Annotated in this window: 22 protein-coding genes and 6 tRNA genes; 14 read left to right on the top strand and 14 right to left on the bottom strand. The window is 61.0% G+C overall.

Annotation, left to right across the window (positions count from 1 at the left end):
- Positions 1–93 precede the first annotated feature (93 nt).
- Positions 94–178, top strand: a tRNA-Leu gene (locus LJE98_RS16520).
- A 184-nt stretch (positions 179–362) separates the two neighbouring features.
- Positions 363–1,841, top strand: a complete 1,479-nt coding sequence (tig, locus tag LJE98_RS16515; protein ID WP_229576312.1) for a trigger factor — start codon at positions 363–365, stop codon at positions 1,839–1,841.
- Positions 1,842–2,062: 221 nt separating this feature from the next.
- Here the strand turns inward: tig and LJE98_RS16510 are convergent, their stop codons facing one another.
- Both LJE98_RS16510 and sthA read right to left on the bottom strand, forming a co-directional pair.
- Positions 2,063–3,274 (bottom strand): MFS transporter, encoded by a 1,212-nt coding sequence (locus LJE98_RS16510; RefSeq protein WP_229576311.1) that lies wholly within the window; start codon positions 3,272–3,274, stop codon positions 2,063–2,065.
- Between the two features lie 94 nt (positions 3,275–3,368).
- A complete protein-coding gene (sthA, locus tag LJE98_RS16505; RefSeq protein ID WP_229576310.1) occupies positions 3,369–4,793 on the bottom strand; it encodes a Si-specific NAD(P)(+) transhydrogenase in 1,425 nt (474 codons plus the stop codon).
- Positions 4,794–5,102: 309 nt separating this feature from the next.
- Between sthA and LJE98_RS16500 the strand changes: the two genes are divergently transcribed.
- Complete coding sequence (locus tag LJE98_RS16500) at positions 5,103–6,251, top strand: acyltransferase family protein (protein ID WP_229576309.1); 1,149 nt, start codon at positions 5,103–5,105, stop codon at positions 6,249–6,251.
- Positions 6,252–6,302: 51 nt separating this feature from the next.
- Here the strand turns inward: LJE98_RS16500 and radC are convergent, their stop codons facing one another.
- The 4 genes from radC to LJE98_RS16480 all read right to left on the bottom strand — a co-directional run bounded on the left by radC (position 6,303) and on the right by LJE98_RS16480 (position 10,723).
- Positions 6,303–7,076 (bottom strand): RadC family protein, encoded by a 774-nt coding sequence (gene radC, locus LJE98_RS16495; RefSeq protein ID WP_229576474.1) that lies wholly within the window; start codon positions 7,074–7,076, stop codon positions 6,303–6,305.
- Between the two features lie 209 nt (positions 7,077–7,285).
- Positions 7,286–8,110, bottom strand: coding sequence for a type I methionyl aminopeptidase (gene map, locus LJE98_RS16490; RefSeq protein ID WP_229576308.1), 825 nt, complete (start codon positions 8,108–8,110; stop codon positions 7,286–7,288).
- Between the two features lie 40 nt (positions 8,111–8,150).
- Positions 8,151–8,870, bottom strand: coding sequence for a DNA/RNA nuclease SfsA (gene sfsA / locus LJE98_RS16485; protein WP_229576307.1), 720 nt, complete (start codon positions 8,868–8,870; stop codon positions 8,151–8,153).
- A 20-nt stretch (positions 8,871–8,890) separates the two neighbouring features.
- Positions 8,891–10,723 carry a PHA/PHB synthase family protein gene (locus LJE98_RS16480; RefSeq protein ID WP_229576306.1) on the bottom strand — a complete coding sequence of 611 codons (1,833 nt, stop codon included), beginning with the start codon at positions 10,721–10,723 and terminating at the stop codon, positions 8,891–8,893.
- Between the two features lie 160 nt (positions 10,724–10,883).
- Between LJE98_RS16480 and LJE98_RS16475 the strand changes: the two genes are divergently transcribed.
- From LJE98_RS16475 to recJ, 5 genes are all read left to right on the top strand, one after another.
- Positions 10,884–11,294 carry an SHOCT domain-containing protein gene (locus LJE98_RS16475; RefSeq protein ID WP_229576305.1) on the top strand — a complete coding sequence of 137 codons (411 nt, stop codon included), beginning with the start codon at positions 10,884–10,886 and terminating at the stop codon, positions 11,292–11,294.
- 229 nt (positions 11,295–11,523) lie between these two features.
- The gene (locus LJE98_RS16470) at positions 11,524–12,741 is read left to right on the top strand and encodes an LL-diaminopimelate aminotransferase (protein ID WP_229576304.1); all 1,218 of its coding nucleotides are present in this window, start codon (positions 11,524–11,526) and stop codon (positions 12,739–12,741) included.
- A gap of 60 nt (positions 12,742–12,801) precedes the next feature.
- Positions 12,802–14,121, top strand: coding sequence for a homoserine dehydrogenase (locus LJE98_RS16465; protein ID WP_229576303.1), 1,320 nt, complete (start codon positions 12,802–12,804; stop codon positions 14,119–14,121).
- Positions 14,122–14,289: 168 nt separating this feature from the next.
- Positions 14,290–14,487, top strand: a complete 198-nt coding sequence (locus LJE98_RS16460) for a hypothetical protein (RefSeq protein WP_229576302.1) — start codon at positions 14,290–14,292, stop codon at positions 14,485–14,487.
- A gap of 139 nt (positions 14,488–14,626) precedes the next feature.
- Positions 14,627–16,432, top strand: coding sequence for a single-stranded-DNA-specific exonuclease RecJ (recJ, locus tag LJE98_RS16455; protein WP_229576301.1), 1,806 nt, complete (start codon positions 14,627–14,629; stop codon positions 16,430–16,432).
- Between the two features lie 36 nt (positions 16,433–16,468).
- Here recJ and LJE98_RS16450 read toward each other — a convergent pair.
- The 5 genes from LJE98_RS16450 to gloA all read right to left on the bottom strand — a co-directional run bounded on the left by LJE98_RS16450 (position 16,469) and on the right by gloA (position 18,703).
- Positions 16,469–16,543, bottom strand: a tRNA-Glu gene (locus LJE98_RS16450).
- Between the two features lie 170 nt (positions 16,544–16,713).
- Positions 16,714–16,788, bottom strand: a tRNA-Glu gene (locus LJE98_RS16445).
- 170 nt (positions 16,789–16,958) lie between these two features.
- Positions 16,959–17,033, bottom strand: a tRNA-Glu gene (locus LJE98_RS16440).
- 156 nt (positions 17,034–17,189) lie between these two features.
- Entirely contained in the window at positions 17,190–18,158 is a 969-nt protein-coding gene (locus tag LJE98_RS16435) for a hypothetical protein (RefSeq protein WP_229576300.1), read from the bottom strand.
- Between the two features lie 104 nt (positions 18,159–18,262).
- A complete protein-coding gene (gloA, locus tag LJE98_RS16430) occupies positions 18,263–18,703 on the bottom strand; it encodes a lactoylglutathione lyase (protein ID WP_229576299.1) in 441 nt (146 codons plus the stop codon).
- 183 nt (positions 18,704–18,886) lie between these two features.
- Between gloA and LJE98_RS16425 the strand changes: the two genes are divergently transcribed.
- From LJE98_RS16425 to LJE98_RS16400, 6 genes are all read left to right on the top strand, one after another.
- Complete coding sequence (locus LJE98_RS16425) at positions 18,887–19,465, top strand: cold-shock protein (protein WP_229576298.1); 579 nt, start codon at positions 18,887–18,889, stop codon at positions 19,463–19,465.
- Positions 19,466–19,469: 4 nt separating this feature from the next.
- A complete protein-coding gene (locus tag LJE98_RS16420; RefSeq protein WP_229576297.1) occupies positions 19,470–19,946 on the top strand; it encodes a DUF192 domain-containing protein in 477 nt (158 codons plus the stop codon).
- A gap of 105 nt (positions 19,947–20,051) precedes the next feature.
- Positions 20,052–20,128 (top strand) — tRNA-Pro (locus LJE98_RS16415).
- Between the two features lie 83 nt (positions 20,129–20,211).
- A complete protein-coding gene (locus LJE98_RS16410) occupies positions 20,212–20,517 on the top strand; it encodes an ETC complex I subunit (RefSeq protein ID WP_229576296.1) in 306 nt (101 codons plus the stop codon).
- Between the two features lie 33 nt (positions 20,518–20,550).
- Positions 20,551–20,627 (top strand) — tRNA-Arg (locus LJE98_RS16405).
- Positions 20,628–20,950: 323 nt separating this feature from the next.
- Positions 20,951–21,682, top strand: a complete 732-nt coding sequence (locus LJE98_RS16400; RefSeq protein ID WP_229576295.1) for a nuclease — start codon at positions 20,951–20,953, stop codon at positions 21,680–21,682.
- Between the two features lie 84 nt (positions 21,683–21,766).
- Here the strand turns inward: LJE98_RS16400 and LJE98_RS16395 are convergent, their stop codons facing one another.
- From LJE98_RS16395 to LJE98_RS16385, 3 genes are read right to left on the bottom strand one after another with little or no spacing between them, the layout of a single operon-like run.
- Positions 21,767–22,540, bottom strand: coding sequence for an amino acid ABC transporter ATP-binding protein (locus LJE98_RS16395; RefSeq protein ID WP_229576294.1), 774 nt, complete (start codon positions 22,538–22,540; stop codon positions 21,767–21,769).
- Between the two features lie 17 nt (positions 22,541–22,557).
- On the bottom strand, positions 22,558–23,676 hold the full coding sequence (locus tag LJE98_RS16390) for an amino acid ABC transporter permease (protein WP_229576473.1): 1,119 nt from the start codon (positions 23,674–23,676) through the stop codon (positions 22,558–22,560).
- Positions 23,677–23,710: 34 nt separating this feature from the next.
- The gene (locus LJE98_RS16385; RefSeq protein WP_229576293.1) at positions 23,711–24,904 is read right to left on the bottom strand and encodes an amino acid ABC transporter permease; all 1,194 of its coding nucleotides are present in this window, start codon (positions 24,902–24,904) and stop codon (positions 23,711–23,713) included.
- Positions 24,905–24,968: the final 64 nt, after the last annotated feature.

Raw genomic sequence — 24,968 nt, 5'->3', positions numbered from 1 at the left:
ATGGTGTCATTTTTCCTTTGCGTGGGGGAAAACGGGTGTTATAGAGACGCGCGCTCCGGAGGGGCCATGCGCGAGCAGCATGCGCTTTTGGACGCGGGTATGGTGAAATTGGTAGACACGCCAGATTTAGGTTCTGGTGCCGCAAGGCGTGGGAGTTCAAGTCTCTCTACCCGCACCAGCTGAGCCGCGCGGGATCGATGAGAGAACACCGAGGTGTGGCTCCCGTCAGTCCGGCGCCGTTTTGCTTGGCAGATTGTTGACGAATTGCGACGCAGCCACGTCCGGGAAAATCAATTCCGGCGTCGTGCTCAGGGAAAACACCGGCTGTCCGAGCACGGCCGCCACGACATGAAGGTAAGAACATGCAGGTTATCGAAACGCTCGCTGAAGGGCTGAAGCGCGAAATCAAGGTCGTCATTCCGGCCAAGGACATGGAACAGCGCATGAACGAGCGTCTGGCCGATGTGAAGGACAAGGTCCGCATCAACGGCTTCCGCCCGGGCAAGGTGCCGGTCTCTCATGTCAAGAAGATGTACGGCAAGTCGATCATGGCTGAACTCGTCAACGAGATCATCCGCGACCAGCCCACGGCCATCCTGTCCGAGCGCGGCGAAAAGTCGGCGACCCAGCCGGAAATCGTGATGACCGAAGACGAGAAGGAAGCGGAAAAGATCCTGTCGGCTCAGGCCGATCTTGAGTTCACGCTCTCCTACGAAATCATCCCGGCGATCGAACTGAAGTCGGTTGATGGCATCAAGGTCACCCGCGAAGTTGTCGACGTCTCGGAAGAAGAAATCACCGAGCAGATCGAAAAGATCGCTGAAAGCGCCCGCACTTTCGAAGCCAAGAAGGGCAAGGCCGCTGACGGCGACCGCGTCACCATGGATTACCTCGGCAAGGTCGATGGCGAAGCCTTTGACGGCGGCAAGGACGAAGACGCAGAACTGGTCATCGGTTCGAACCGCTTCATCCCGGGCTTTGAAGAGCAGCTGGTCGGCCTCAAGGCCGGTGACGAAAAGGTCATCACCGTGAACTTCCCGGCCGACTATCCGGCCGCCAACCTCGCCGGCAAGGAAGCCACCTTCGACATCACCGTCAAGGAAGTGGCAGCACCTGCAGCAACCGAAATCAACGACGAACTGGCCACCAAGCTTGGCGTCGAATCGGTCGAGAAGCTGAAGGAAATCGTCCGCGGCCAGATCGAGAGCCAGTACGGCAACGTGACCCGTCAGAAGGTCAAGCGTCAGATCCTCGACCAGCTGGACGCTCTCTACAAGTTCGAGTCGCCTTCCAAGCTCGTCGATGCCGAGTTCGAAAACATCTGGCGCCAGATCAACACTGATCTTGCACAGTCGGGCAAGACCTTCGCTGACGAGGACACGACCGAAGAAGCAGCCCGCGAAGAATACCGCGCGCTTGCCGAGCGTCGCGTCCGCCTCGGCCTCGTTCTCTCCGAAATCGGCGAAAAGGCCGGCATCGAAGTGACCGAGGAAGAGATGCAGCGTTCGCTCTTCGCCCAGCTTCAGCAGTTCCCGGGCCAGGAAAAGCAGATCCTCGACTTCTTCCGCAACACGCCGGGTGCTGCCGCTTCTCTGCGCGCGCCGATCTTCGAAGAGAAGGTCATCGACAAGCTGCTGGCTGAAGTTGCCGTCACCGACAAGAAGGTGAGCAAGGAAGAACTTCTCGCCGACGACGCCGAAGACGGCGACAAGCCGGCCAAGAAGGCTGCTCCGAAGAAGAAGGCTGCTGCCAAGGCTGACGACGCTGCCGAAGGCGAAGAAGCCGCTCCGAAGAAGAAGGCCGCTCCGAAGAAGAAGGCCGCCGAAGGCGACGCCGAATAAATTCGGTCGATTTTTTGAGTTGAGAGAAAGCCGTCCCTCGGGGCGGCTTTTTCATGTTCGGGGGAAGGCCATGCTTGCCCCTACACTCCGGCTTGCCGATCCGGACCGATGCGTCCTCACGGCCTCTCGATGCGGTTAACCACGCGGCAGTCTTGCGCCGATTTCCATTCCGCCGCGCGAGATCGATTGTCGAGCAATCGTCTGTCGCCCTTTCCGGCCCGTCAGGCGCGCTTCTGATGAGTGGCGCCTTCGACCAAGAGAAGTCCGGCCACGCCGCTGAGAGCCAGCGCCAGACCCAGCCAGGCGGTTCCGGAATATCCGAAATAATGTGAGCCGATCGCGAATGTACCGGCGCTGACAGCATTGCCGAGGAATGAATTGATCGGCATGAAGGCTGTTCCGAGACCTGGTCGGCTCGGAAAGAGATCCTGGAAATAGGTGATTGGTAGGGAAAGCAGACCCGCCGCGGTCGCAGCGCCCGGGACTGCCAGCGCATAGAAGTGCCATGGCGCTGTCGCAAAGGCGAAGCCCACCATATGCAGGCCATAGAGAAGCGCAGAGACGATGATGAGCGCAACCAGGCTGAAGCGCTTCAACAGCGTTGCCGCGAGCAGCATGAAGGGGATCTCGATGAGGGCAATGAGGGCCGCGATGAAGCCGACATCCCGTGTTGAACCGCCGAGCTCCAGCGTGAGGATCAGCGGCCAGATCATCATGGCAAGCCGCGTCGTTCCCGTCACGGCAGCCATCGCGACCATTCGCACGAGCATCTCGGCACGTACGAGCTCGCGCAGCGCCTCGAGGAAGACGGTTCCACTGGTGCCGGCCGATAGCCCCTTTTGCTTCGCAGGTGCCAGCAGAAGCAGAGAGGCGATTGCAACGAGGAGCGTGCAGCCTGCCGCAGCACCCCATGCTCCGATCATGTTTGCGGACTGCGCAAGAAGCAGCCCAAGGACCGCCGGCATCACCACCCAGGACGCCGACATGAAGGAGCGCACGATCGTGTTCACGGCGGCCGCATCCCGCGGGGACAGGGCGCTGGTCTCGATCCGCGCCGATGCGAAGAGCAGCGAATGCACTGCCTGGCCAAACGGTATGATCAGTGCCGTGGCAAGGATGAAGACGGGGATGCTGGGCAAGAGAAAGATCGCGCCGTAGCCGATTGTGCCGGCGAGCGCCAGCAGCGCGATCATCCGACGCCGGTCACCCATGCCGTCGGAGAGAATGCCGAGTGAAACGCTGATCGCCACCGTCATGACCGAGGCGACGACCGTCAGTGCCGAATAGGCCTCGTCGCTCATCCCCAGCGCGCCGATGGCCGTGACGCCGAGATAGGGCAGGGTAGCACCATAGGCGCAGCCCTGCACGAAGATCATCATCGAGAGGATGACCAGTTGCGGACGCGCCGCGATCTGGCTGAAGGACGACGACATGGGCGACTCGGGAAGCGGCGGGGACAGAACCTGCTTAACAGGTGATCTGCACCCCGTCTCCAGTGTGAATCGGCAGGTCTCTTTTAAAGCCCAATCACTCGGCTGCCCGACGCTCGACCTTTTCGACCTTCAGCTCACCCATGCGGTTCCACGCGTCGAGACCGGCAATCTTGTAGGCCTCGGCAAGCGTCGGATAGTTGAAGGTGTTCTCGACGAAGTATTCGACCGTTCCCTTCAGGTTGAGCACCGCCTGGCCGATATGCACGAGTTCGGTGGCACCTTCGCCGACGATATGCACGCCGAGAAGGCGGCGGGTCTTGAGCGAGAAGATCATCTTGAGCATGCCGCTGTCGAGGCCCATGATATGGCCGCGCGAAGTCTCCCGGAAATGCGCGATCCCGGTCTCGTAGGGTATGGCCCGTTGAATGACCTCTTCCTCGGTGAGCCCGCAGGTCGAGATCTCCGGCACGGCATAAATACCATAGGGGAAGAATTGCGGCGGCTCGTGCGCCGGCGCGCCGACGGCATGGCGAGCAGCGATTCGCCCCTGTTCCATCGAGGTTGAGGCGAGGGAAGGAAACCCGACGACGTCGCCGGCGGCATAGATATTCGGCACGGAGGTCTGGAACGTGTCGGGGTTCACCTTCAAGCGACCGCGATTATCCGCCTCAAGGCCTGCGGCTTCCAGGTTGAGCGTGTCGGTCGCACCGACGCGGCCGGCGGCAAAGAGCACCATTTCGGCCGTCAGCACCCGTCCGTTCTTCAGCGTCACACGGCACTTGCCGTCAACCTTCTCAACGCCCTCGACCGTCTGGCCGAAGATAAGTTTCATGTTGCGGTCGCGCAGCTGGTAAGTGAAGTCCTCGACGATTTCCTTGTCGATGAAGTCGAGCATCGTGTCACGCGGTTCGACCACGGTGACGACGGTATCGAGCGCCGAGAAGATCGTCGCATATTCGATACCGATGACGCCGGCGCCGATGACGATCATCGAGCGCGGCAGTTCCTTGATCTCGAGGATTTCGTCGCTGTCGATGATGCTCGCGCCGTCGAAGGGAATATGCGAGGGCTTGAAGGGGCGCGTACCAACGGCGAGAAGAACAGACTTGGCCTGCACCTGCAGCACCTCGCCATCCTCCTTCGAGATTTCGATCGTATGCGCATCGAGGAAACGCGCGGTGCCACGCATCTGCTGCACGCGGTTGCGGGAGAACTGGTGTTCGAGCACTTCGACCTCGTGGTCGAGTGTGATGAGCAAGCGGCGACGCAGGTCGTCGGCGTTGATTTCCTGCTTCACGCGATAGCTGCGACCGTAGAATCCGCGCTCGCGCCAGCCGGTCAGGTTTAGCGCGGTCTCACGCAACGTCTTCGATGGGATCGTCCCTGTGTGAACCGAGACGCCGCCGACGCGGGTGCCCTTCTCGATGACGAGAACCTTCTTTTCCAGCTTGGCAGCCTGGATCGCCGCACGGCGTCCTGCCGGCCCGCTGCCAACCACGACGAAGTCATACTGGTTCATGAGGTGCCTCTGTTTTGCCTGCCGCCATGCTGCAGTGCACATTTATTCACATGCAGTATGACAGTTCAACGTCACCGTTTCGTTATCACCGACGGTCAGGTGGGCGACTCTAGCCGCCCACAAGGCCCCCGGCTGCCCTTGCGATCGCGCAGGTCGACAGCCGCCCCAGGCGGTGGTGGGTAGCCTTGAGCTGCTTTCTGGCGGAAATTGAATGGCTTACCTCAAATGAATGAAGTCGATGGGCCGGTTTGCCTATTTTGGTTGGCATGCATTGCTTGTTAAACTTCGCTTTTGGTAGTGGAATTTGCTGTGCATGAAAACGTTAGAAATTCTGTCTCGGCTGGTGTGCGGAACTATCGTTCGGACATAGATGGTTTACGTGCGCTCGCCGTGGTTGCGGTCATCGTCTTTCATTATTTTCCTACCTGGTTACCGGGTGGTCTGGTGGGGGTCGACATCTTCTTTGTGATCTCCGGCTATCTGATCAGCGGCCATATCGTGCAGCAGATGCGGGCGGATCGATTTAACCTTCTCGACTTCTATAGCCGCCGCGTACGCCGTATCTTCCCCGCGCTGATCGTGGTCCTCGTCGCCAGTCTTTGTTTTGGCTGGATGGTCATGTCCGTCGATGCCTTCGGCTTGCTCGGCAAACACGTAGCAGGCGGGGCGGACTTCGTTGCCAACCTCGTGTTCTGGACTGAGCGTGACGTGAGGGTGGACGAGAGCAATTTCAATCCCATGCTGCATCTCTGGTCACTTGGCGTCGAGGAGCAGTTTTACATCGTCTGGCCGCTCATGGCCTGGTTTGTCTGGCGAAGGGGCCTGAATGTCCTGGCCACGATCGCGACGGTTGCACTGGTGTCGATGATTGCCAATCTGGTAATCGTCAACATCGACCGTGTTTCCGCGTTTTACCTGCCGGTCAGCCGCTTCTGGGAGCTTCTGGCGGGGGCGGCTCTGGTCGAGATAGAGCGGCAGTATGGCAACATGCCGAGTTCACTGGCGCCGTACGCAGCGGGAACGGGCATGTTCCTGCTCGGGCTGAGCTTCGCTCTGGTCCGGGTCGAACAGATGTTCCCCGGCGTGATCGCCCTCTTGCCCGTCATTGGAGCGGTCCTGGTCATTGCATCCGGACGGGACATAGGCCTGAAGAAACTGGTGTTCGGCAACCGGCTCGCCATTGCCATCGGCTTGATCAGTTATCCGCTCTATCTCTGGCACTGGCCGCTCGTGTCGTTCGGCTATGTTCTCGAAGGTGGCACGCCCGGAAAAGCGGTTCGCATCGCGTTGATCGCGCTGTCCTTTCTACTGGCCACATTGACCTACTTCCTAATCGAGAAGCCCATCCGCTTCGGGGCCTTCAAGCGGTCGCAGGTGGCGTTGCCGCTCTGTGCTGCCTTGGCGATCATCGGCCTGTGCGGCATTGGTATCTATGTCTGGGCGGGTTTCCCTGCCTAGCTCGCTTCCGTGCTCCGATCCAAGGCATTTCTCGCGCACGAAATGATGGCTTCAGATCAAGCGCAGGCCCTTGAGGCTTGCATGGCCGTCCTTGCCGATGATGATGTGATCGTGGACCGTGATGCCGAGCGGTTTGGCCGTCTCAACGATCGTCCGGGTCATGTCGATGTCTGCACGCGAGGGGGTTGGGTCGCCACTCGGATGATTGTGCACGAGGATGATCGCCGTCGCCGACAGTTCGAGCGCACGCTTGACCACCTCGCGCGGATAGACGGGCGTGTGATCGACTGTACCGCGCCCCTGTATCTCGTCGGCGATCAGGACATTGCGCTTGTCGAGGAAGAGGATGCGGAACTGTTCCGTCGTTTCATAGGCCATCGCGGCATGGCAATAATCGATGACGTGTGACCAGGACGACAAGACCTGCTTCTCGCGCAACTCGCTTTTCAGCATGCGCTGAGCGACGCTCGAAATCAGCTTGAGATCGAGTGCCACCGTCTCGCCGACACCCTTCACTTCCTGCAAGAGCGCTGGTGGCGCTCCGAGCACGCTGGCCAGAGTCTGGAACCGGGAGAGCAGAGCCTTCGCGATCGGTTTCGTGTCGCGTCGCGGGATGAGGCGAAAGAGCAGAAGTTCAAGGATTTCGTAATCGGCCAGCGCCGATTCTCCTCCGTCGCGGAAGCGGCTGCGCAACCGGTCGCGATGACCGAGGTAATGGGCCTCCGGCTGCAATGCGGCCCGGGTGGAGGCGGCCTTGGCGAGGTTTGTTTCCCGAGTCGGCTGGTCGGCGAAAAAACATCTCTCGTCGACGCCAGCATCCGACATGGCGTCCGCAGGACCGAATAGATCAGTGCTGTCGGGACTTGCCGGACCATCGCGCCGCGGCGGTTCGTCGGAGTACGGAAGCTTGTTCGTCATGCCACCCCAATCCTGACCATCATGGTCGAGCGGCTCTGCGGCCGCCCGGATATAGTGACACGACTGCCGCAGCACGCAAGTTGAAGTTGCGGGAAGATGTGCTGGTGCGCTCCTTGTCAGCCGAGGCCGGGACGATCCAGGCCCTCAGGCGACAGTGTGAAGATCTCGCAGCCTTCGGAGGTGACCCCGACCGTATGTTCGTACTGCGCCGTCAGCGAGCGGTCGCGGGTCACGGCGGTCCATCCGTCGGAGAGCACCTTCACATGCGGCTTTCCGAGATTGATCATCGGCTCGATGGTGAAGATCATGCCTTCGCGCAGTTCCGGACCTTCGTTGGCCTTCCCGTAATGCAGGATGTTCGGGGCGTCGTGGAAGAGGCGACCGACCCCATGGCCGCAGAAATCGCGGACCACCGTGCAGCGCTCCGCTTCCGCATGGTTCTGGATAGCCTCACCAATGGCGCCGGTTCGAGCACCCGGACGCACAGCGCCGATGCCACGCATCAGGCATTCATAGGTGACTTCCATCAGTCGCTCGGCGGCCCGCTTGATATTGCCCACCGGATACATGCGGCTCGAATCCCCGTGCCAGCCATCGAGCAGGAAGGTGACATCGATATTGACGATATCGCCGTCCCGGAGCGGTTTGTCGTCGGGCATGCCATGACAGACGACGTGATTGATCGAGGTGCAGACGGAATATTTGTAGCCGCGGTAGTTCAAGGTCGCGGGCACAGCGCCGTGGTCGGCACCGAATTCGAAGACGAATCGGTCGATGGCAGCCGTCGTGACGCCGGGCTTCACCATCGGCACGAGGGCATCCAGGCAACGGGCAGTCAACTGGCAGGCGCGGCGCATGCCTTCAAAGTCGTCTGCGCCGTAAAGCCGGATTGCACCGGTGTTTTTGAGCGGCGCCGACGCCGCGTCGATATAGGTGACCATAGGGTGGCTTTCGGAACTTCTAATCCAGGATCTTGGCCGTTCATAACCGACCGAGACCGTCTTCGTCTATCCGGATGAGGCTTTCGGGCACGATTTTGACCGTGTCGAGGTGACAACGGACCGCGTAGGCCTCGACCCCGCGGGAAATGGCGCGGGCAAAGGCCCGGCCATAAGCGGCATCGAGATCGGCACAGATCTTCATGCGGTTGCAGTCGGCGCGCTGGACGATGAAGAGCATCGCCGCCCGTTTTCCGGTTTCGACAAGATCGCCCATCTCGTCGAGATGCTTGGCGCCACGGGCCGTGATGCTGTCCGGAAACTCGGCCATGCCGGCTTCCCGGATGAAATGCACGTTCTTGACCTCGACATGCACGCTGCCCTGGAGTTCGTCCTCCAACAGGATGTCGATCCGCGAATTGCGCCCGTAGCGCTGCTCCCGTTTCAGCGTGCGGAAGCCCGCAAGGGGGGGAACCAGGCCAGCGACGATCGCCTCCTCGGCAAGGCGGTTGGGTAGCGCAGTGTTCACGCCAACAACGGTACCCCCTGCTTCGACCAGTTCCAGCGCATGGGCATATTTGCGCGTTGCCGCGTCATGGCGCGACAGCCAGATGCGCGAGCCGGGTTCGGTCAGGCCGCGCATGGAGCCGGTATTGGGACAAAACCCGGTGATTTCAGAGCCATCCTCCAGCAGCGCGTCGAAGAGGAAGCGCTTGTAGCGGCGCACGAGTCGCGCCGGGATGAGGGGCGGGGAAAAGAGCATGGCGGCCGGTCTCAGTCTGCTCAGACACGTGCCAGCACATACCGACCCGGCGCATCGCCAATCGCGTTGAGCGCATCGCCGCCGGGTTTGCGTGCCGGAACACGTTCGCCGGCGAGGTTTTCGATCCACATCTGCCAGTGCGGCCACCAGGAGCCGGGTGTCTCCTTGGCATTGGCCATCCAGTCCTCGTAAGTGCCGGCAACCTTGCCATTGGTCCAGAACTGGTACTTGTGCTTGTCTGGCGGATTGACCACGCCGGCGATATGGCCCGAGCCGGACACCACGAAGTCGACGGGCCCGCCGAACAGGTTGCTACCGACGAAGACCGATTTCGCCGGAGCGATGTGATCTTCCTTGGTCGCGAGATTATAGATCGGGATTTTCACGTCCTTCAGCGACAGCGTCTTGCCGGCGAGCTGCATCTTGCCCTGGCTCAGCGTGTTGTTGAGGTAGCAGTTGCGCAGGTAGAAGGAATGGTTCGCCGCCGCCATGCGGGTCGAATCGGAATTCCAGTAGAGCAGGTCGAAGGGCATGGGATCCTGGCCCTTCAGGTAGCTATTGACGAAATAGGGCCAGATCAGCTCCGAGGCGCGCAGCATGTTGAAAGCCGCCGCCATCTTCGAGCCGTCGAGATAACCGCTTTCCTGCATCCGCTCTTCAAGATTCGTCAACTGTGCCTCGTCGACGAAGACCTTGAGGTCGCCGGCATGGGTGAAATCCACCTGTGTGGTGAACAGCGTGGCGCTGGCGATCCGCTTGTTCTTCTCCTGCGCATGCAGGGCAAGTGCCGCCGCGAGCAGCGTTCCCCCGACACAGTAGCCGATCGCGTTCACCTCTTTTTCGCCGGTCGCCTTTTCCACTGTGTCGAGCGCGAAATCGACACCCTCGCGGATATAGGCCTCCCACCCTTTGTCCGCATGGCGCTCATCGGGGTTGACCCAGGAGATGACGAAGACCGTGTGGCCCTGATCGACACACCATTTGATGAAGCTTTTCTGCGGGTTGAGATCGAGAATGTAGAACTTGTTGATCCAGGGCGGACATATGAGGAGAGGGCGCTTCAGCACCGTCTCGGTCGTAGCCTCATACTGGATCACTTCGCAGACATCGCTCTGGGCGATGACCTTGCCCGGCGTCACCGCCATGTTTTCCCCGACGGCAAACTTGCTGGTATCGGTCTGGCGGATGCGCAGATCCCCGCCGCCGGCGGCGATGTCTTCGGCCAGCATCTGCATGCCCTTGACGAGATTGGCCCCGCTGCTCTGCACGGTCTCACGATAGAGTTGCGGATTGGTCGCGACGAAGTTGGCGGGCGAAAGTGCCGCCGTGAGCTGCCGCATGTAGAAGTTCGCCTTGTGACGCGTGTGTTCATCGAGACCGCCGGCGTCGTTGACCATCTTCTCGGCCCATTGGGACAGCACGAGATAGGTCTGGCGGAGGAAGTCGAAGAAGGGATTGCGCTCCCAGTCCTCGTCGGAGAAGCGCTTGTCCTTGGGTAAGGGATCGGCAAACGGTTGTTCTGGGGTGGCGAATCGCGCCAGCGACCGGCTCCAGACTCCGAAGACCGAGTTGAGCAGATGGGTCTGCGCTTCGAGCGTGCGTTTGGGATCGGACATCCAGTATTCCGCGACCTTGCCCAAGATCTTCACGAGTTCGGCGACAGGCTCGGGGACAGGATCGACGACTTCCCCTGTCTCCCGTGGCTTCAGCCAGACGGAAGCGGCCTTGCCAAGGTTTTCCAGCGCCTTGGCGGCGTTGACAGCAAGCGCCTGCGGATCCTTGATGATATAGGGCTCGATCAGTTTCGGATCGAACGCAGCACCCGCTTCGGCTTCTTCCCGCGTTCTGTCCATGCCGTCCTCCCCAGGATTGTTCTGGCGTCTTTTGTGTTTGCCTATCCTGCATGAAAACGACTACAAGTTCCAGCGATTGGCGCATAGTCTTTCGATGAGGATCGACGGCTGCGCCCTTGAGGAATGTCAGTTTTCCGCGTCAGCGCGGGCGGTCGGGGCCATGGTGCACAGCAAGTTCAGTTTCTCGGGTCTTTCGGGCCAGGCGGTCATCGCAGCATTTCTCGCGCTGATGGCAGGCACAGGCTGCCAGTCGACGCAGGCGACGACACCGGCGCCTGCCACGGTGCCGGCCGCGCTCGAGGTCAATGTCGAGGATCCCGACAATCCGGAAGCCGCAGCGGCCCGTCCGACCTATCCTGACGGCTACCCGAACTTTGCCGGTTCGCTGAGTGCCGCGAGTGTCCAGATGAGCAACGAGGAGGCCTCGGCGCTCCAGGCTCAGCTGACATCACTCGGTGCAGCCCGCAAATCGGGAGCGATCACCGAAGCCGAATATCAGTCGCGGCTTGCCGAACTGCGCCGTCTCGCGGCCCGGCACGGGGCGGAAACGCAGGCGCTGATCGCCAATTAAGGCTTGCGCTTCCCGCGTTTTTTTCGCAAAGCAACCAGGGCGTTTTCGACATAAAATTTCGTCGGCGATTCAGGTTTCACGCCGGATTTGCGACAAAATTTCCTGCGAGCGCTCTGTTTGGGATATCATCACGCGCATTCGGTTCTGCGGTTCGTTGCGGAGCGTGTGGTCACTGGGAAAACGAGCGCGCCTGCCGCGGTTATGATCCGCGCGGTTTCAGGGGTTGAAGATGGAAGAGTTTCACAAAGTCCGGCGCTTGCCGCCTTACGTGTTCGAACAGGTCAACCGTCTGAAGGCGAGCGCGCGAGCCGGTGGGGCCGACATCATCGACCTTGGCATGGGCAATCCGGATCTTCCGACCCCGCAGGCGATCGTCGACAAGCTTTGCGAAGTGGTTCAGGACCCGCGCACCCATCGCTATTCCTCGTCCAAGGGCATTCCGGGCCTGCGTCGCGCGCAAGCTGCCTATTATGCCCGTCGCTTCAACGTGAAGCTCAATCCGGATACGCAGGTCGTCGCCACCCTGGGCTCCAAGGAAGGCTTCGCCAACATGGCCCAGGCGATCACGGCGCCCGGCGACGTCATCCTCTGCCCGAACCCGACCTATCCGATCCACGCCTTCGGCTTCCTGATGACCGGCGGTGTCATTCGCTCGATTACGGTCGAGCCGGATGAAACCTTCTTTCCGCCACTCGAGCGCGCCGTGCGCCACTCGATCCCGAAGCCGATTGCACTGATCCTCAACTATCCGTCCAACCCGACGGCCATGGTTGCGACGCTCGATTTCTACAAGGACGTGATTGCGTTTGCGAAGAAGCACGACATCATCGTCCTCTCAGACCTTGCCTATTCGGAGATATATTTCGACGGCAATCCGCCCCCGTCGGTGCTGGAAGTGCCAGGTGCCATGGACTGCACCGTCGAGTTCACCTCGATGTCGAAAACCTTCTCCATGCCAGGCTGGCGCATGGGCTTTGCTGTCGGCAACGAGCGTCTGATCTCGGCTCTGACACGCGTCAAATCCTACCTCGACTATGGCGCCTTTACGCCGATCCAGGTGGCGGCGACCCATGCGTTGAATGGCGACGGTACCGATATCGCGGAAGTCCGCAGCGTCTACCATCGCCGCCGCGACGTGATGGTCGAAAGCTTCGGCAAGGCCGGCTTTGAAGTGCCGCCGCCGGCCGCCACCATGTTCGCCTGGGCGAAAATCCCGGAAAAATTCCGCCATCTCGGCTCGCTGGAATTTTCCAAGCTGCTGGTTGAAAAGGCGGACGTCGCCGTGGCGCCGGGCATCGGCTTCGGCGAAATGGGCGACGAATATGTCCGTCTCGCCCTCGTGGAGAACGAACATCGCATCCGTCAGGCCGCTCGCAACATCAAGAAGTTCTTCTCGACGGCTGACGAGACCATGCACAACGTGATTTCGCTCAACGCCCACCGTTGAGCCCCAGGCGGTCCCGTCAGGACCGCCTCAATTCCCCTTTGATGACGTCAGGATTGCCTCATGGCGAATGCCCTTAAAATCGGCGTGGCGGGTCTTGGTACCGTCGGTGCCTCGCTCGTCCGTATCCTCCAGACCCGCGCCAATGCGCTGACCGTCGCTTGCGGTCGCCCGATTTCGGTTGCCGCTGTGTCGGCGCGTGATGCCTCAAAGGACCGCGGCATCCTGATGGATGATATCGCCTGGTATGCCGATCCGGTTGAGATGGCGAAACATGCCGACATCGATGTCTTCGTCGAGCTTGTCGGCGGCGCCGAAGGGGCAGCGGAACAGTCGGTCCGTGCGGCCCTGACGCGCGGCCTGCATGTCGTCACCGCCAACAAGGCGCTGCTGTCGCGCCACGGCGTGGAGTTCGCCAGGCTCGCCGAGGAAAAGGGCCGTCTCCTGAACTACGAAGCGGCGGTCGCTGGCGGTATTCCTGTCATCAAGACGTTGCGCGAATCCCTGACGGGCAACAACTTCTCCCGCATTTACGGGATCATGAACGGCACCTGCAATTACATCCTGACCCGCATGGAGCGGGAGGGTCTGTCCTTTGCCGATTGCCTGAAGGAAGCCCAGCGCCTCGGTTATGCCGAAGCTGATCCGAGCTTCGACATCGAAGGCAATGATACCGCCCACAAGCTGTCGATCCTGACGACGCTTGCCTTCGGCTGCGAGATTTCGGCCGACAAGATCTATCTCGAAGGCATCACCAATATCTCGATCGAGGACATCCATGCGGCGGCCGATCTCGGCTATCGCATCAAGTTGCTCGGCGTCGCCCAAAAGACCGAGAGCGGCATCGAGCAGCGCGTGCACCCGACCATGGTGCCGCTTGACAGCGTCATCGCGCAGGTGGATGGCGTGACAAATGCGGTCGCTCTCGAATCCGACATTCTCGGTGAACTGCTGATGGTCGGCCCGGGCGCCGGAGGCGATGCGACGGCTTCTGCCGTGCTCGGCGACATCACCGACATCGCCAAGAGCCGTCCCGGTGCACAGGAAGTGCCAGTCCTTGGTCGCCCGGCCCATCTTCTCGAGCCTTATCGCCAGGCTGAAATGCAGAGCCACGAAGGCGGCTACTTCATTCGCCTCACGGTGCAGGATCGCACCGGCGTCTTTGCCAGCATTGCGACCCGGATGGCCGAGAATGCGATATCGCTGGAATCCATCGTCCAGCATTCCAAGGAGACGGCCACGCCAGGCCGTCCGCAGACCATCATTCTCGTCACGCATGCCACCATGGAAAGCGCCGTTCGCACGGCAGTCGACGCGATCCAGCGCGAGGGATATCTGATTGGCGAGCCCCAGGTGATTCGCATCGAGCGTCCAAAGTCCTGATCGGGGGTATGCGCCTCGACGGCTGTTTCGGTGTCGGAGTGGCCGCGATCGGGGCAAAACGGTCACTTATATGACGATTTATCGTCTCCAGGTGGCTCTTCTCTCGCCAAATGGCGGCACCACGCGTAATCTGTTGCCTCTATCGGGTTCTTGGGGAGGAGCTCATCGATGGTGATCAAACGGAGCGAGCCGTGGCGGGAAGTTGGCACCGGGGCGCTGGACAATTGCGAACAATCGGGCTGTAGACCCAAAGCAGACGGCTCTTCGGCCCTCTCTTCGCACGCGCTTTCGGACTGGACGTTTCTCTTTGCCTTCACGGCAATCATGATCATTCCGTTCGTCCTGGTCGCCTGGCTGATGTCCTGACGCAGTCGAACAGGTTGTCGATGGCGCGCCGCCTCTGGTGATTTTCTCGGATCGGTATAGAACGGGGCTGGGGCACATGTGCTCCGCCTGAACCCTGTTTGCGCAGCTACATCCTCCTGCACAGCCGTAAAGAGCAGCAATGTCGACCGAACCGGTAGATCCCGTCATCCGCGCCTTCCTCGGTGTCGAGCATTCCGCCAGCGGCCAGCGCTGGATGTCACGCACGGATCAGGCAGGTCAGAACCGGGCGCTCGCCATCAGTCAGCTGCATGCCATTCCTGAACTCGTCGCCCGCGTTCTGGCCGGGCGCGGTGTGGGCGTGGACGAGGCGCCGGCCTTCCTGGACCCGACGATCCGCAACCTCATGCCCGACCCATCCAGGCTGACCGATTGCGATGCGGCCGCCAAGCGCATCCTTCAGGCGATTGACAGCAAGGAGCGCGTCGCGATCTTCGGCGACTACGATGTCGACGGTGCTGCGTCGTCGGCGCTGATGGCTCGTTTCCTTCACCATTTCGGTGTCGCGGCGGAGATCTACATTCCGGACCGTATTTTCGAGGGTTACGGTCCGAACGCGGCCGCCATCGATCAGTTGATCGAGCGTGGCGCCAATCTGCTGATCACCGTCGACTGTGGCTCGACCAGTATCGAGGCGCTGGGAGCAGCGGAGAGGCGTGGCGTCGACGTGGTCGTCATAGACCACCACCAGATGGGTCACGAGATGCCGGTCTGCCATGCCCTCGTCAATCCGAATCGTGAAGACGATCTGTCAGGGCAGGGGCATCTGTGCGCGGCAGGCGTCGTCTTCATGGTGCTGGTCGCCACGTTGCGATTGCTGCGCGAGGCTGGCCACCCGTTCGCACGCTCGCTCGATTTGCTTGCCTGGCTCGATCTGGTGGCACTTGCCACCGTTTGCGACGTCGTGCCGCTGAAGGGGCTTAACCGAGCCTATGTGACCAAGGGGCTGATCGCTGCCCGCCACCAGAACAATGCCGGTCTCGCAGCCCTCCTCAGGGTCGCGGGCATTGGCGGGCCGGTTACGCCATACCACTTCGGCTTTCTCGTCGGACCAAGAATCAACGCGGGTGGCCGTATTGGCGATGCAGCGCTGGGAAGCCGTCTTCTGACCCTTGATGATGCCTCTGAAGCCGATCAGATCGCCCAGAAGCTCGACGAACTCAATCGCGAACGACAGGCCATGGAAGCGGTCATGCTGGCCGAAGCGGAGGCCGAAGCCATGGCGGAATATGGGACCGGCGAAAAGGCAGCGGTGATCCTGACCGCGAAGGAAAACTGGCATCCCGGCATTGTCGGCCTGCTCGCTGCCCGGCTGAAGGAGAAGTTCAAGCGTCCCGCCTTCGCCATCGCCTTCGATCCCTTGGGCAAGGGCACCGGCTCCGGCCGTTCGATCCATGGCTTCGACCTGGGCCGCATGGTGCGTGCGGCCGTCGATGAGGGGCTTCTCGTCAAGGGAGGCGGCCATGCCATGGCGGCGGGCCTGACAGTGGAGCGGGCGAATCTCGGTCGTTTGCGTGGCTTCTTCGAGGAGCAGGCTGCAGCCCAGGTCTCTGCGCTCGCGGCGAACCAGACATTGAAGATCGACGGCGCAATCGGTGCCTCCGGGGCGACGCTCGCGCTCGTTGACCAGCTCGAGGCAGCCGGCCCTTATGGATCCGGGCATCCGCAACCGATCTTTGCCGTGCCGCTACACAGGTTGAAGGATGTGCGCCCGGTTGGCACCACGCATATCAAGATCACGCTGGAGGGCATGGACGGCAAGCGGCTGGAAGGCATTGCTTTCCGGGCCGCCGACACGGATCTTGGTCATTTCCTGATGAACAATCGCGGCAACCAGATCCATGTTGCAGGCACGCTCAGCGCCGACCACTGGCAGGGCAACAGGCGCGTGCAGTTCCGCATCCTCGACGCCGCGAAGGCGCCGTGAGCGGCATTCTGTTTAACTTGTTCCGGAAGATCGAAGTGGCACGCCCTAGGGGAGTCGAACCCCTCTTCCCAGAATGAAAATCTGGTGTCCTAACCGATAGACGAAGGGCGCGTGCGCTTCGGTGGCGCCCTTATGGCTGGAACTTTGGATGAGCGCAAGAGGCATGAGCGCCGCCGCGTCGATTTTTTCCACAGGCATTGGTGCTGCACTTATCGTCAGCGCAAACAAATACTTGGCGATCTGTGGAGAACAGGACTGCAATGTCGCGAGGGAAGTCGAAGTGGCACGCCCTAGGGGAGTCGAACCCCTCTTCCCAGAATGAAAATCTGGTGTCCTAACCGATAGACGAAGGGCGCGTGCGCTTCGGTGGCGCCCTTATAGGCAGGCACCCGGAGGACCGCAAGCGGAAACTTGCTGATCCTCAACAGAAAAACTCCGGGGAATTGCAGGGGACGAAATCATCCCGAAAACCGTCGTCAAACACGGTTCAGAGCGATTCTTGCAGCTGCGGGAGGGGTAAACGAAGTGGCACGCCCTAGGGGAGTCGAACCCCTCTTCCCAGAATGAAAATCTGGTGTCCTAACCGATAGACGAAGGGCGCGTCTGCTTCGTGGCGCCCTTATAGTCAGGCTGTTCCCCGACCGCAAGCGGCAATTTTGCGTTTTATGCAAAATTTGTGACAGATACGTCAAAGGCTGGGACAGGCAGCAAGAAAGCCAGTGATTGGAACGGCTTGCCTTACAACATCAGCATCAGCTCAGGGTGTGGAAATGTCCGGGCTCTTCTTCTTGCCGCCCTTGAGCATGTCCGAGAGGGAGGGCAGCCAGGCCTTCTTTTTCTTCACCGCCTCGGCATCCGCCATGAGCTCCTCGGCTGGCAGGGGCTCGGCCGGATCAACCTCTTCGACGGCGCCTAGCGCCTGCAACTGGTCCGGCGTGAGCTGGACGCGCTCAGGCATTTCAGTTGTCGTTTCACGAAGCGCGAGCATTTTTCGCTTCGGCCGGGGATCGGAGAGCTTCTTCAGCACCGGCGCCTCCGTGCTGGCCGACACAGGATCCGTTAGTGGCAGCGACTCGGTCGCCGCGGGCGCTTGATCCTGAAGTGCCTGCTGCTGCATCAGCATCGTCTGCTCTGGTGATGGGCTGAACAGGCTTTTGCGCACAGCATTGACGCCGAGCGTTGGCATCTCGCTCGGCACGAGGCTGCCGCGTGGCGACGCTTCGGTCGTTGCCATCTGGGTGGCCGTTGGATTGATGGTTGCGGCAGGCTGGGCCCTCTGGCTGGCGGAAAACAGGCTATTGCTTCCAGCTGCAACGGTCGTCGGCTGCATGGTGAGTTCACCGAGATTGGCCGGCGCTGGGGCCTGACCCGCCGGCTGAGCCTGTCCGGCTTGCTGCTGAAGGGCCAGCACTTCCGGCGGCGGTTCGGCAATGTCGCTATAGGCGGCAGCCAACGGCACGGGTTTGCGCTTCAGGCGCGCCGGATCTGTCTCGTTTTGGGGCGGTGAAGCATCCGACGTCCCCGCGGCCTGTCCCGACATGGCAACGACATAGGGATCCCGGAAGGCTTTCCCGCTGCTGGACGGCGCCGATACCTCTTCGGAAGGCGCCGTTTCCCCGAGCGACAGCACCTCGTCGGCGCTCGTCTGGCACGAGGCGAGCAGCACGCCGCTCAAAACGGCGAGCAGACCGAATGTCGGCCTGCGAGGATCGGAATTGCGGGTCATCTGGCGTCTCCGTCGGTCACCTTGCGGGCAAGGAAAAGGGTCGCCGGGGCGACCCTCGTCTGGTGCGGAGACTAGGCGCGCAAACTTGCGCGAGGCGGTGGTCCTTACCAGGCGCCGGTATTGGCCATCGAGGCCCAGGGCTCGGCCGGCGCGAGGTTCTCGCCCTTCTGCAGGATCTCGATCGATATACCGTCCGGCGAGCGGACAAAGGCCATGTGGCCGTCCCGCGGCGGACGGTTGATGGTGACGCCGTTGTCCATCAGTGTCTGGCAGATCGCATAGATATCGTCGACCTCGTAGGCGAGATGGCCGAAATTGCGGCCGCCCGCATAGTCTTCTGTATCCCAGTTGTAGGTGAGTTCCAGGCAGGGGGCCATCTCGACCTTTGCGCGATCGAGATCCTGGTCAGCAGTCAGGAAGACCAGAGTAAAGCGTCCCTTCTCGTTCTCATACCGGCGAATTTCCTGCAGGCCGAACAGGTTGCAGTAGAAGTGGAGCGAGGCCTCGAGGTCCTTCACGCGGACCATGGTGTGCAGATAGCGCATGGATGTTCTCCTTTGACCCTGACGATATGGAACAGTCGCCAGCTTCGAGCAAGGCTGCGGCTGCAAAAGCAATTGGTGAAATGTAAAACTAGGGCTTGCGCAGATCCGTTGACCAAATGTTAATCTGGATTTCAAGAATCAGTTGACTGAGCAATGTGACGCGTTTTCGAGGGGCTTGGGGAAATGACGGACAGGATGCCATCGAAAGGACTCGGCGAGTTCGAAGAACTGTCCGGCGAAGCCGTCGATCTCATCGAGATCACCGGTGTCGTGAAATGGTTCGACGTCGCCAAGGGGTTCGGTTTCATCGTTCCCGACAATGGCATGCAGGATGTCCTGCTGCACGTCACCTGCCTTCGACGCGACGGCTATCAGACCATTCTCGAAGGCACCCGCATCGTGGCTCTCATCCAGAAGCGCGACCGTGGTTACCAGGCCTTCCGCATTCTCTCCATGGATCAGTCGACCGCCGTGCATCCCTCGCAGATGCCGCCGGTACGCACGCATGTGCAGGTGACGCCGACCAGCGGACTGGAGCGCGCGCTCGTCAAGTGGTTCAACCGCACCAAGGGGTTCGGCTTCCTGACGCGCGGCGAGGGCACGGAAGACATCTTTGTCCATATGGAAACGCTGCGCCGATTCGGCTTGACGGAGCTGCGCCCGGGGCAGACGGTCATGGTCCGCTTCGGACCTGGCGACAAGGGCCTGATGGCGGCAGAGATCCATCCTGACAATCCCGGCCCTGCGGCCAGGGCGCATTGACCTGATGAACCGTGTCTCGATCATGTTGAAAAGCGCCGTGACGGCGCTTTTCGTGTTTCTATGGCTGTCGACGCCCGCGATGAGCGACGTTGTCTTCCCGCTCGGGCAACTCGCCTTCGAGACCACAGCAGGCGAGCGAATCACGATCGACGTGGAATGGGCGCTGACCGCCGAGCAGCGGGCGAGGGGGCTGATGGAGCGCCCGGAGCTTCCCGATCGGACAGGCATGCTCTTCGATTTCGGCGAAACCCGCATGGTCACGATGTGGATGGCCAACACGCCTGCTTCCCTCGACATGATCTTCATCGACGAAACCGGCAGGATCGTCCGCATCGCCGAACGCACGACACCGCTCTCCGAATCGATCGTCTCGTCGAGCGAGCCCATCCGCTACGCGCTGGAGATTCGGGGCGGTCATGCGAAGGAGCTGGGGCTCGACAGAACCGCGCGTCTCGTCTTGCCGCTCGGTCTGCCGCAATGATCTCGGCCGGGCAGAGTTTTGGTCTGAAAAAACAGTGCCTGTAAAACCGATTTTTTAGTGTTGCGGCTGCAGGGTGAACCGTGTATTCCGGCTTCATTGCTTGAACGGAGTGTAGCGCAGCCTGGTAGCGCATCTGGTTTGGGACCAGAGGGTCGGGAGTTCGAATCTCTCCACTCCGACCAAGCAATCGAAGGACGCCGGCAACGGCGGCCGGGAAGTATGCGGCAGGCTGCTGTGCCGTGAAGTCTTGGAGATGGATGGGACCATGTCTGCGAAGATCTACCGCCCCGCGAAAACCGCCATGCAGTCCGGTAAAGCAAAGACCCATCTCTGGGTTCTGGAATTCGACCAGTCGGCGCCGCGCAAGATCGACCCGATGATGGGCTACACCACCTCCGGCGATACGCGCCAGCAGATCAAGCTGACCTTCGAGAGCCTGGAACAGGCCGAAGCCTATGCACAGCGCGAAGGCATCGAATACCGCGTGATCCTGCCCAAGGAAGCCAAGCGCCAGGTCGTCTCCTACACCGACAATTTCCGCTATAATCGCCTGCAGCCCTGGACGCATTGATCCGGTTTCGGTCACGCCACGTGGCCTTGAGACGGTCCCTTAGCTCAGCTGGATAGAGCAAGTGCCTTCTAAGCACTAGGTCGTAGGTTCGAGCCCTACAGGGATCGCCATCCTTATGTCATTGCATTGATATCGCTGTCTTCTCTCTTGAAGGCGAGGCAGGGCAGCCATCTGCCGCGGCCATGGAATCGCTTTGAGGTCGCGTCGATAGAGCCCGTCCGGTGGCGGCACACGAATCGGCAGCGACCAGCCGATCGCCAGTCGCCGATCGAGGAGAAGAGGCGCCTGCGCGCGAAGGGCGGTGAGGGCGTGTTCACCGCCTCCATCGTGCTCCACTGCTCTGTGCAGAAATGGGATGCAGCGACCTATTTCTGCCGCCGCCAACCTTTCGGAAACCCTTGCGAGCGATGATGGCCCTCATGAGAGGTTAACCATGTCCAGTCGCACCACCAGTTCCCGCCGCGCCCCCGCAAAACGCCGCAAGCCGAGCCGTTCATCCGGCGGCCAGGGCATGACGACATGGCTGGTCGTGCTCGGCCTCGTCGCCGGCGGCATCGCACTCTACGAAAACCGCGCCACTGTGCTCAAGGACATGGCGCCGCTCCTGTCCCGGGATAAACCGGGGACCTCCCGAACGGAGGCGAAAGCGGAACCGCGCCGCGAGCGCGCTGAGAAGCCGGCACCGACCTCCGCGTCGAATAGCGCAAAGGCGCCCGTGCCACCCGCAGCTGTCGGCATGACCAAGGCCGTCGTCCCGGTATCGAGGCCGGCGGTGGCAGCCGCAGCCACCGGGCCGCTGACGGGCGAAAACTTCTTCGGCAAGTTCTATTTCTGCGGCACATCCGGCCTCGACAACTGCGTGATGAGCGGCGACACCTTTTGGTACCGGAAGACGAAGGTCGTGTTGGCCGATATTGCGGCGCCACGGACGGAGGGTGCGGCCTGCCAGCAGGAGCGGGATCGTGGTTTTGCAGCCAAGGTACGCCTGAAGGACCTGTTGAGTTCCGGTCGCTTCGATCTGGAGACCCTGAAGACGGCTGGACCCGGCATTGCACCAGCCGTGCTGCGCGTTGCGACGCGCAATGGCCGCTCGCTCGGCTCCATCCTCGTTTCCGAGGGGCTCGCCAAACCGCGCATGGCGCGCCAGCAAGCATGGTGCCCGTAACATACGGTCAGCGATCGCATGAAAATAAAGAGCCCGCCGCGATCGTCGCGGCGGGCTCTTTCATTGTGAACGGGTCGTGGGACCTCAGTGCAGGATCTGGCTGAGGAAGAGCTGGGTGCGCTCGTGTTGCGGATTGTCGAAGAACTCGGACGGCGAGTTCTGCTCTACGATCTGACCCTGGTCCATGAAGATCACGCGGTCGGCAACCTGACGGGCAAAGCCCATTTCATGCGTCACGCAAATCATGGTCATGCCTTCTTCGGCGAGACCTACCATGGTGTCGAGCACTTCCTTGACCATTTCCGGGTCGAGAGCCGAGGTCGGCTCGTCGAACAGCATGATCTTCGGCTTCATGCAGAGCGCCCGGGCGATCGCCACGCGTTGCTGCTGGCCGCCGGAGAGCTGGCCGGGATATTTGTTGGCCTGTTCGGGGATCTTGACGCGCTCCAGGAAGTGCATCGCCACTTCTTCCGCTTCCTTCTTCGGCATCTTGCGGACCCAGATCGGGGCAAGCGTGCAGTTTTCCAGGATGGTGAGGTGCGGGAAGAGGTTGAAGTGCTGGAACACCATGCCGACTTCACGCCGAACTTCGTCGATCTTCTTGAGGTCGCTCGTCAGTTCGATGTTGTCCACCAGGATCTTGCCCGTCTGGTGTTCTTCGAGGCGGTTGATGCAGCGGATCATGGTCGACTTGCCGGATCCCGAGGGTCCGGCAACGACGATGCGTTCACCCGTCATCACCTTGAGGTTGATGTCTCGCAGCACGTGGAAATCGCCGTACCACTTGTTCATGTTGGTCAGTTCGACCGCCACGTCGGTGCCCGACACGGTCTTCTGAGCGGAATTGGCTTCAGCCATGGTTGTTCCCCTTGTTCTTAGCGCTTGTGGCCGGTGTCGAGGTGCTGCTCCATGAAGGCGGAGTAGCGAGACATGCCGAAGCAGAAGATCCAGAATACGAAGCCGGCGAAGATCAGACCCGTGAGCGGTGTCACGGGTGTGGCCCAGGTGGCGTCGGTGAAGTTGAGACGGACGATGCCCAGGAGGTCGAACATGCCGATGATCGACACGAGCGATGTATCCTTGAACAGGCCGATGAAGGTGTTGACGATGCCCGGAATGACCAGCTTGATCGCCTGCGGCAGGACGATCAGGCGGACCTTCTGCCAATAGGAGAGGCCGAGCGAATCCGCGCCCTCATACTGGCCCTTCGGGATCGCCTGCAGGCCGCCGCGCACCACCTCCGCCATATAGGCCGAGGCGAAGAGCGATACGCCGACGAGCGCACGCAGGAAGTTGTCGATCGTCCAGCCGGTTGGCATGAAGAGCGGCAGCATCACGTTGGCCATGAAGAGCACGGTGATCAGCGGCACTCCGCGCACCACTTCGATGAAGACGACGCAGATCATCTTGATCACCGGCATGTCCGACCGGCGCCCAAGCGCGAGCAGGATGCCGAGCGGCAACGAGACCGCGATGCCGACGAAGGACAGGATCAATGTCACCATCAGGCCGCCCCAGAGTGGGGTTTCCACCTCCGAGAGACCGAACCCGCCATGCAGCAGGAAGAAGGCGACCACCGGGAAGATGACGAAAAGCAGAAGCGCGTTCAATCCCTTGCGCGGCGCCTTGGGGATGAGCATCGGCACCAGAAGTGCCACGAACATGGCCCCGACGAGCATGACGCGCCAGCGTTCGTCGAGCGGGTAGCGCCCGAAGATGAACTGCGAGAAGCGGCTTTCGACAAAAGCCCAGCAGGCGCCCGTCCAGCCGTCCGGCTGGATCCCGCCCTGTGCCAGTGTTGCACAGACCGCGCGATCTGCGCCGAACCAGGCGGCATCGAAGAACAGGAAGTTCAACGCACCCGGAAGGATGAGGGCGAGCACCGCGACCCCGATGAGCGTCAGGATGACGTCCTTGGGTGTCGCAAGCAGGTTCTTTCTGATCCAGCCTGCGATGCTGGCGTCGGAGGACGGAGCCGGCAGAGGAGCCAGCATCTCCTGGCGGATGTAAGTTAGGTCTTGTGCCATATCAACGCTCCACCAGGGCCATCTTGGCATTGAACCAGTTCATGAAGAGCGAGGTTACGATGCTGATGGAGAGATAGACGACCAGCCAGATGGAGACGATCTCGATCGCCTGACCTGTCTGGTTCATGGTGGTGCCACCGGTCGACACCAGTTCCGGAAAGCCGACCGCAACCCCGAGCGAGGAGTTCTTGGTCAGGTTCAGATACTGGCTGGTGAGCGGCGGAATGATGATGCGCATTGCCTGCGGCACGACGACGAGACGTGTCGTGGTCGAAGACTGCAGGCCAAGTGCCGATGCGGCCTCGGTCTGGCCCTTCGACACGCCCATGATGCCGGCGCGGATGATCTCCGCGATGAAGGCGGCCGTGTAGAAGGACAGCGCGAGATAGAGCGCGACAAATTCCGGGGCGATAACCGCGCCGCCGGACATGTTGAAGCGGCTGGCGACCGGATAGTCGAAGGTCAGCGGTGCGCCGACGGCGATAAAGGCAAGAATCGGCAGGCCGACGATCAGAGCGAAAGCGACCCGGCCGGTGGCGAAGATCTGGCCCGTCTTCATCTGGCGCGCCTTGGCCCAGCGGGCGACGCCGATTGCAGCGACGATCCCGATCAGCAAAGCGATCGGAATGATGCTCGAGCCTTCACCCCATAGCGGCTTCGGAAAAGTCAGGCCGCGATTGTTCAGGAAGGTCGAGAACGGCAGCTCGAGCGACTCGCGCGGCTGCGGCAAGGTCGCCAGGACACCGGAATACCAGAAGAATATGACGAGAAGCGGCGGGATGTTGCGGAAGGCTTCCACATAGACTGTGCAAAGCTTGGCGATCAGCCAGTTGTGCGACAGTCGACCGATCCCGATGATGAAGCCGATGATCGTCGCAGTGATGATGCCGGTCACGGCAACCAGAAGAGTATTCAGCAGGCCGACGAGAATGGCGCGGCCGTAGGTCGAATCCGACGAATAGGCGATGAGGGTCTGCCCGATGTCGAAGCCGGCGCGGCCGCCGAGGAAGTCATAGCCCGAGGCCGTGTTGCTTCGAGCGAGGTTTTCGATGGTGTTGTTCGCGATGGTCCAGACGATAAACGTCATGATGGCGATCGTAGCGATCTGAAAGAAGATGGATCTTGCTTTCGGATCGTAGATCAGCGAGCCAAAGCTCTGCCCACCGGCAGGCAAACTGGTGGCGTGATCTGTCATTCTGTGCCAAATCCCCGAGGCTTATGTTAGCCTTTGCTGTTATTGTTTTTTGCCAAGACAGCCG

The organism is Rhizobium sp. 'Codium 1', from assembly GCF_020889605.1.
GTDB classification, from domain to species: Bacteria; Pseudomonadota; Alphaproteobacteria; order Rhizobiales; family Rhizobiaceae; genus Allorhizobium; species Allorhizobium algae.
The sequence above is the reverse complement of the archived record's forward strand: the minus strand, read 5'-3'. Positions and strand labels throughout refer to the sequence as shown.